Source organism: Sphingorhabdus sp. (assembly GCF_044374345.1).
In the GTDB taxonomy this organism is placed as follows: domain Bacteria; phylum Pseudomonadota; class Alphaproteobacteria; order Sphingomonadales; family Sphingomonadaceae; genus Sphingorhabdus_B.
The window spans coordinates 1-6,521 of the sequence record NZ_JBILOS010000107.1; the positions used below are offsets into that span (position 1 = coordinate 1).

The following is a 6,521-nucleotide window of genomic DNA, read 5'->3' on the forward strand; positions in this document are numbered from 1 at the left end:
GGACTTGCGGCGACGGAAAAACGGACGTGCCATAATTTAAGCCTCCTGCTCTGCACGGGGTGCGCGATCGGGACGGTCGCCACGATCTGGACGTGGGGCACCGCGATCACGGTCGCCGCCACCGAATCCACCGCGCTCGCTGCGCTCTGGACGGTCGCTCTTGCGCATCATGACCGATGGGCCTTTTTCATGCTCGTCAACGCGGACAGTCATGTAACGAATGATGTCTTCGTTCATACGTGTCTGACGCTCGAGCTCGGCGATGGTGTCGCCATTAGCTTCGATGTCGAGCATTACGAAATGCGCTTTGCGGTTTTTCTGAATTTTGTAAGTCAGTGTGCGAAGACCCCAGGTTTCAGTCTTTACGACCTTACCTTTATTGTCTTCCACAATCTTGGTGGCAACTTCTGCCAGCGCATCAACCTGGGCCTGTGAAAGGTCCTGACGCGCCAAAAATACATGCTCGTAATTTGGCATGGGCGTTTCCTTGTTCCTACCGATCGCTGACGCAGCACCATGCATACGCCCCTCCGGCTTTCTTCGATTCCACAAGGGTTACCCCAAGCGAAGTGGCGCGCTTAGGTGGGATTTGCGGGAAAAGCAAGCGATTCGGGCGGCTACTCCCGCTGCTCCAAATCTAGATCGGTTAAGACGATAACATCTGCAATCCAGCTAGCAGGTACGTCTTCATAAAACATTATGCCACAATCCACCCTCTCAGACGATGTGTCTATTGAACTATCAAACAGCCAATAAGCCCAATATTGCAAAAAATACCTCGCCAAACTCGGAATTTCACCATCAGGCAACAAACGGCTCGAAGCATCCAAAGCTCTTGAGCCGGGCACGATCACTCGAAAAATGACGGGAGTACGATCAACTTTAAGCAGTTGCTGGGCTTCACGCCCTAAAATGTCTAGCGTAACGACCTGATCGAATTCCGATCCAGCTTTGAGATAGTGATTAAAATCGTACGTCAAAGCGTCGCGTGAGATTGTGAGATGAGCTTGACCTTCACGCCGTCCATAGCGGCCATTGCCGTACTCTTGTATTACGCTGCTAAATCGGCCTTCTACGGTCGGCCACAATTGATGGCCCTTAAGCTTATGGCGAAGTGAATCGCTTCGGTCCGAGAGACTGAGCGCCTTAATTCCGCTCGACAACACGGATGAAATCTCAGATTCCGAAAGCCGAGATCCGTGATAGGCAACCACAAAATTGCCGCTAATCCATTCAATCGCTTGGGCAACGATGGTGCCTTTTTCGCCGCATTCAAAGACTACATCTAACGCATCCTCAATATATTCCGGTGCCGCATTTCTCAAGCGGTTCACTATCTGATCAGACAAATGAGGCAGCAGTCTGGCGCTTAAAGACTGTGCCCACAGATTGATGCTATCGAAATCGATTTCAATCATCGGATCATCGTTGTCATACCTTGTCGTCAACTTGATTTGGCCAATTGCATCACCAAACCTCCTGCAAACGCGCTCAACGTATCATCCCGCGCGCCCATGATGACGATACGGTCGCCGGGTTGCGCGAGATCGACCATGCGGTTGCCGCAATCTTCGCGCGCCGGGATATATTCGGCATTTTGGCCGGCTGCAGTGACAGCGTCGGTGATGCTTTGGCTGCCAATGCTCTTGTCGACAGTGCCGCCAAAATAGACGGGATCGCAGAGGATGAGGTGATCGTCCTTGCCAAGCATGTTTGCAAAAACGCCCGCCAATTCAGCGCCCATCACGCGGATCGGGCCGAAGCCATGCGGTTGAAAGAAGGCGATGATCCGGCCCGGGAAGGCTTTGAGTGTCGCAAGCGTTGCGGCGATCTTGTCCGGGTTGTGGCCGAAATCGTCGATGACAGTGATGTCGTTTGCGGTGCCGACAATGTCGAAGCGGCGGGCAAGGCCGTTGAAACGCTCTATCGCGCGAATGGCCTGCGCCACGGTCACGCCGAGCGCGGTCGCGGCGGCGATGGCGGCCAGTGCGTTGGCGATGTTATGGCGACCGGGGACGATGAGCGCGACGTCATGGGTATCGCCCATGGCGTGGAGCGTGAAACGGCTGCCCAGCGGCAGGTCCACAATATCGGTCGCGCGGAAATCAGCCTGCGCTGCAAAGCCGAAGCTGATGGCCCCGGCCAGCGACAAGGGTTCCATGAGCGCCACAGTCTCTGCGTCGTCGGCGTTCCACACGCTTGTCTTTGCTTTTTTGGCAAAGTCACCGAACAGCTGGCGCAATTCTTCAAGGCTTTTATGGTCGAGGCTGACATTGTTGAGCACCGCGACTTCGGGGGTGAACAAGGCGATAGAGCCATCGCTTTCGTCGACTTCCGAAACGAAAACGTCCCCCTGCCCCACGCGCGCGCTGGCAAAAGGCGCGTCATCGGCGACGAAATTTTTCATCACCGCGCCGTTCATGATGGTCGGGTCGAGCCCTGCATCGGTCAATATCCAGCCGATCATGCCCGTGACGGTCGATTTCCCGCTGGTCCCGCCAACGGCAACGCTGCGCGGCGCATTATTGAACAAATCCGCGAGCAGCTCTGCGCGCGTCATGCGGGCGCAGCCCAAGGCATTCGCTTTGGCAACATCAGGCACGCTGTCTTCGATAGCAGCAGACGCAATCAGAATTTGATCACCGCTGACAAGGCCACTGCCATCTTGGGCAAACAGGTCGATGCCAAGGCTTTGAAGCCATTCAAACTTGGCGCCCAAGCGGCCCTGATCCAGCGCGCGGTCCGACCCGGCGACGGTTGCACCGGCATCGCGAACGATATTCGCCAAGGGCAACATGCCCGAACCGCCAATGCCACAGAAGAAATAGGATTTGTTTTTGTGCATAAGCGTCGGTTATTGGGTAGGAAGGGTTTTGGCAATGGCAAGCGAAGGTAACCGCAGTCCTGAGCAGCAGTCGCATCGCGGCTGCGCTCATCAAAGGGCGGTTATCAGCGGAAAAACACCCTTCGACTTTTCGCCAGCGCTTGCGCGCTGACGGCTCAGGGCTACGGTGTGGGGATGGAGGGCTTTTCATGAAAATCGGGATATGCGCGCCATCGACGCCCTTTACGCGTGAAGACGCTGCACGCGTTTCGGCGATCGCCGCAACGTCACATCCGAGCGCGGAGCTTTACTTTCACGATCAATGCTTTGCCGAGGCGGGGCATTTCGCGGGTTCCGATAACGAACGGCGCGACGCTTTTGTGGCGCTTGCCAACGACCCCAGCTTTGATGCGGTCTGGTTTGTCCGTGGCGGATATGGCGCGTGCCGGATCGCCGAAGACGCTGTCGCGGCTCTAAAGCCCGCTGCGGCTGACAAGATCTACATGGGCTATAGCGATGCCGGCAATTTGCTCGGCGCTTTATATCGCGCGCGCATTGGCCGCGTGTGCCATGGCCCCATGCCTGCGGACATACGACGCGCAGGCGGCGAAGCAGCCGTGACCCGCGCGCTTGACTGGATCGTGCACCAATCGCCGCACGCGCTTGAACCACATGTGCAGGCCGGGGAAAAACATGCTGCGTTCAACCTGATGACGCTGGCCATGATGGCTGGAACGCGGTTGATGCCCGATCTGAATGGGCATGTGTTGATGGTCGAGGAAGTCAGCGAATATCTGTACGGATTTGACCGGGCCTTTTTCAATGTCTGCACGCATTTGCAATCGGCTGGCCTCGCGGGATTGCGGCTTGGCCGTGTCAGCGATGTGCCCGAAAATGACCGGCCATTTGGTGAAGGCGCAGAAGACATTGCCCGGCGCTGGTGCGCCAAGACGGGCATCGCCTATCTGGGCCGCGCGGACATCGGCCATGACGCCGATAACCGCATCGTGCCGTTCGGGCTTGCAACATCCAGCGCCGCACCATAGGCGATTTGGCACAAACACGGACTGACGGGAGCGAATATGCGCGCATTTATATTTCCAGGACAAGGCAGCCAGGCGGTTGGCATGGGCAAAGCGCTCGCGGACGCCAGCCCCACCGCCCGCGCGGTGTTTCAGGAAGTCGACGAAGCGCTTGGCCAACATCTGTTCCGGTTGATGTGTGATGGTCCCGAAAGCGAGCTTACGCTGACCGAGAACGCCCAGCCTGCGATTATGGCAAATGCCATTGCGACGTTGCGCGTGCTCGAAACCGAAGGCGGCGTCCGCCTTTCGGAGAAATGCAATTTCGTCGCGGGCCATTCCTTGGGCGAATATAGCGCGCTGTGTGCCGCTGGCGCGTTGCCATTGTCCGTGACGGCGGCATTGTTGAAGCTTCGTGGTCGCGCCATGCAGGCGGCTGTTCCCGTTGGTATTGGCGCGATGGCTGCGTTGCTTGGGGCAGACATCGAAAAAGCCGAAGCACTGGCTGCGGCTGCGGCGCAGGGCGAAACCTGCACCGTCGCAAATGACAATGACCCCTCGCAGGTCGTGATTTCAGGGCATAAAGGCGCGATTGACCGTGCCATTGAGCTGGCCAAGGACCATGGAATCAAGCGCGGTATATTGTTGCCGGTGTCGGCACCCTTTCACTGCCCATTGATGCAACCAGCAGCTAATGAAATGCAAAACGCGCTTGGCACGACAACCATTCATGCGCCGCTCGTTCCCCTTTTTGCGAACGTAACGGCAGCGCCGGTGTCCGAGCCCGACATCATCGCCGCGCAATTGGTGCACCAGGTAACTGGCCGCGTGCGCTGGCGTGAGTCCGCAATCGCGATGGCAGAGACGGGCGTTACCCATTTCGTGGAGTTTGGCGGCAAAGTGCTATCACCTATGGTGAAGCGCAGCACGCATGAAGACATCACCACCTCGAGCGTCACCAGCATGGATGACATCGAAGCTTTGTTGAAAGCGATATAATGACGGACCAAATTCTTCAGTCGCGCGATGGCGGCATATTGACCATCACGATGAACATGCCCGAAAAGCGCAACCCGATATCGGACGTAGGCGTCGTTGAACAGATTTGCGATGCCTTCATGGCTGCGGACCAAGATATGTCAGTGCGCTGCGTCATCCTAACGGGTGCGGGAACGGTATTTTCATCGGGCGGCGACCTGAAACAGATGCGCCCCGACAGCGGCGGCCTGCGCGCCGGATTGCCCGCCGAAACGCGACGGAACTATAAATATGGTATTCAGCGGTTGCCGCTAATGTTTCAGGCGCTTGAGGTGCCCGTTATTGCGGCCGTCAACGGCCCCGCCATTGGCGCAGGACTTGACCTGACCACGATGTGCGACATTCGCATTGCAGCAGCCTCGGCCAAATTCGCGGAAAGCTTTGTGCGCCTGGGCATTACGCCGGGTGATGGCGGTGCATGGCTTTTGCCGCGCATCGTCGGCTTTTCCAAAGCGACCGAGCTTGCGTTGACGGGCGAAACCATCGACGCGGCAGAGGCGCTGCGCATCGGCCTCGTGTCCGAAGTTGTGGATGATGCCGATCTGATGGCTGCCGCGCGCAAGGTGGCGGACAAGATCGCCGCCAACCCGCCACATGCCGTCCGCATGACCAAGCGGCTGTTGCGCGAAGGGCAGACGGCGGACCTGAAAAATATCCTCGAAATGTCCGCCGCGATGCAAAGCCTTGCGCATGCCACTGCGGACAATGATGAAGCCATCACCGCGTTTCTCGAAAAACGCGCACCCGAGTTTAAGGGAGAATAATATGTTTGATCTTACTGGCATGACGGCACTCGTTACCGGAGCATCGGGCGGCATTGGCAGCGCAATCTGCCACGCGCTTGCGGCGCAAGGCGCACAGCTGGCTGTTTCAGGCTCCAACGTTGAAAAGCTGGAGGCGTTTCGCGCATCATTGGGCGGCGATCATGTCGCGGTGCCATGCAACCTTGGCGACAAGGATAGCGTTGAAGCGCTTGTCCCGGCTGCGCTCGAAAAATTGGGCAAGATCGACATATTGGTCAATAATGCGGGCGTTACACGCGACAATTTGACCATGCGTATGAAGGATGAGGAATGGGATGACGTCATCCGCATCAACCTCGAAGCGACATTCCGCCTCATGCGCGCTGCGACCAAACCGATGATGAAAGCACGCTTCGGCCGTATCATCACGATAACCAGCGTTGTGGGCACGACCGGCAACCCCGGACAGGCCAATTATGCCGCATCAAAAGGCGGCCTCACCGCCATGACCAAGGCGATTGCGCAGGAACTGGCCAGCCGCAATGTCACCGCAAACTGCGTCGCACCGGGCTTCATTGCGACCGCGATGACCGAAACTTTACCCGATGCGCAAAAGGAAGCGCTGAACGCCCGTATCCCAATGGGACGCATGGGCGAAGGCGCAGATATTGGCGCTGCGGTGGCGTATCTCGCGTCGCGAGAGGCTGGCTATGTCACGGGCCAGACAATCCATGTAAATGGCGGCATGGCGATGCTTTGAAGCATAACCGTCGCTTGCCACTTGCCAGCGGGCAATCTGGACATTAGGGCGATTACTGAAATTCATCCTCCCAACAATATAAGGGGCACAAAAATGAGCGATACCGCAGAACGGGTCAAAAAAATTGTAGTTGA

At 57.3% G+C, this 6,521-nt stretch carries 7 protein-coding genes; 4 read left to right on the forward strand and 3 right to left on the reverse strand.

Annotation, left to right across the window (positions count from 1 at the left end):
• Positions 1-36 precede the first annotated feature (36 nt).
• The 3 genes from rpsF to murC all read right to left on the reverse strand — a co-directional run bounded on the left by rpsF (position 37) and on the right by murC (position 2,845).
• On the reverse strand, positions 37-477 hold the full coding sequence (gene rpsF / locus ACIQ5B_RS09640; RefSeq protein ID WP_395636811.1) for a 30S ribosomal protein S6: 441 nt from the start codon (positions 475-477) through the stop codon (positions 37-39).
• A 140-nt stretch (positions 478-617) separates the two neighbouring features.
• On the reverse strand, positions 618-1,418 hold the full coding sequence (locus ACIQ5B_RS09645; protein WP_397598829.1) for a hypothetical protein: 801 nt from the start codon (positions 1,416-1,418) through the stop codon (positions 618-620).
• Positions 1,419-1,444: 26 nt separating this feature from the next.
• A complete protein-coding gene (gene murC / locus ACIQ5B_RS09650; protein WP_397598830.1) occupies positions 1,445-2,845 on the reverse strand; it encodes a UDP-N-acetylmuramate--L-alanine ligase in 1,401 nt (466 codons plus the stop codon).
• 188 nt (positions 2,846-3,033) lie between these two features.
• On the opposite strand from murC, the gene ACIQ5B_RS09655 reads away from it, so the two are divergent.
• From ACIQ5B_RS09655 to fabG, 4 genes are read left to right on the forward strand one after another with little or no spacing between them, the layout of a single operon-like run.
• Positions 3,034-3,870, forward strand: coding sequence for an LD-carboxypeptidase (locus ACIQ5B_RS09655; RefSeq protein ID WP_397598831.1), 837 nt, complete (start codon positions 3,034-3,036; stop codon positions 3,868-3,870).
• A 36-nt stretch (positions 3,871-3,906) separates the two neighbouring features.
• Positions 3,907-4,845: an ACP S-malonyltransferase gene (fabD, locus tag ACIQ5B_RS09660; RefSeq protein WP_397598832.1), complete on the forward strand. Its 939-nt coding sequence runs from the start codon at positions 3,907-3,909 to the stop codon at positions 4,843-4,845.
• On the forward strand, positions 4,845-5,648 hold the full coding sequence (locus ACIQ5B_RS09665; protein ID WP_397598833.1) for a crotonase/enoyl-CoA hydratase family protein: 804 nt from the start codon (positions 4,845-4,847) through the stop codon (positions 5,646-5,648). Before fabD ends, ACIQ5B_RS09665 begins: the two co-directional genes overlap by 1 nt.
• Before the next feature lies 1 nt (position 5,649).
• Positions 5,650-6,387, forward strand: a complete 738-nt coding sequence (gene fabG, locus ACIQ5B_RS09670) for a 3-oxoacyl-[acyl-carrier-protein] reductase (protein ID WP_395629468.1) — start codon at positions 5,650-5,652, stop codon at positions 6,385-6,387.
• Positions 6,388-6,521: the final 134 nt, after the last annotated feature.

What these genes read in the sequence shown, in the direction of transcription:
- ACIQ5B_RS09655 (WP_397598831.1), top strand. Translation starts at nt 3,034, where the DNA reads ATGAAAATCGGGATATGCGCGCCATCGACGCCCTTTACGCGTGAAGAC.
- fabG (WP_395629468.1), top strand. Translation starts at nt 5,650, where the DNA reads ATGTTTGATCTTACTGGCATGACGGCACTCGTTACCGGAGCATCGGGC.
- rpsF (WP_395636811.1), bottom strand. Translation starts at nt 477, where the DNA reads ATGCCAAATTACGAGCATGTATTTTTGGCGCGTCAGGACCTTTCACAG.
- ACIQ5B_RS09665 (WP_397598833.1), top strand. Translation starts at nt 4,845, where the DNA reads ATGACGGACCAAATTCTTCAGTCGCGCGATGGCGGCATATTGACCATC.
- fabD (WP_397598832.1), top strand. Translation starts at nt 3,907, where the DNA reads ATGCGCGCATTTATATTTCCAGGACAAGGCAGCCAGGCGGTTGGCATG.
- ACIQ5B_RS09645 (WP_397598829.1), bottom strand. Translation starts at nt 1,418, where the DNA reads ATGATTGAAATCGATTTCGATAGCATCAATCTGTGGGCACAGTCTTTA.
- murC (WP_397598830.1), bottom strand. Translation starts at nt 2,845, where the DNA reads ATGCACAAAAACAAATCCTATTTCTTCTGTGGCATTGGCGGTTCGGGC.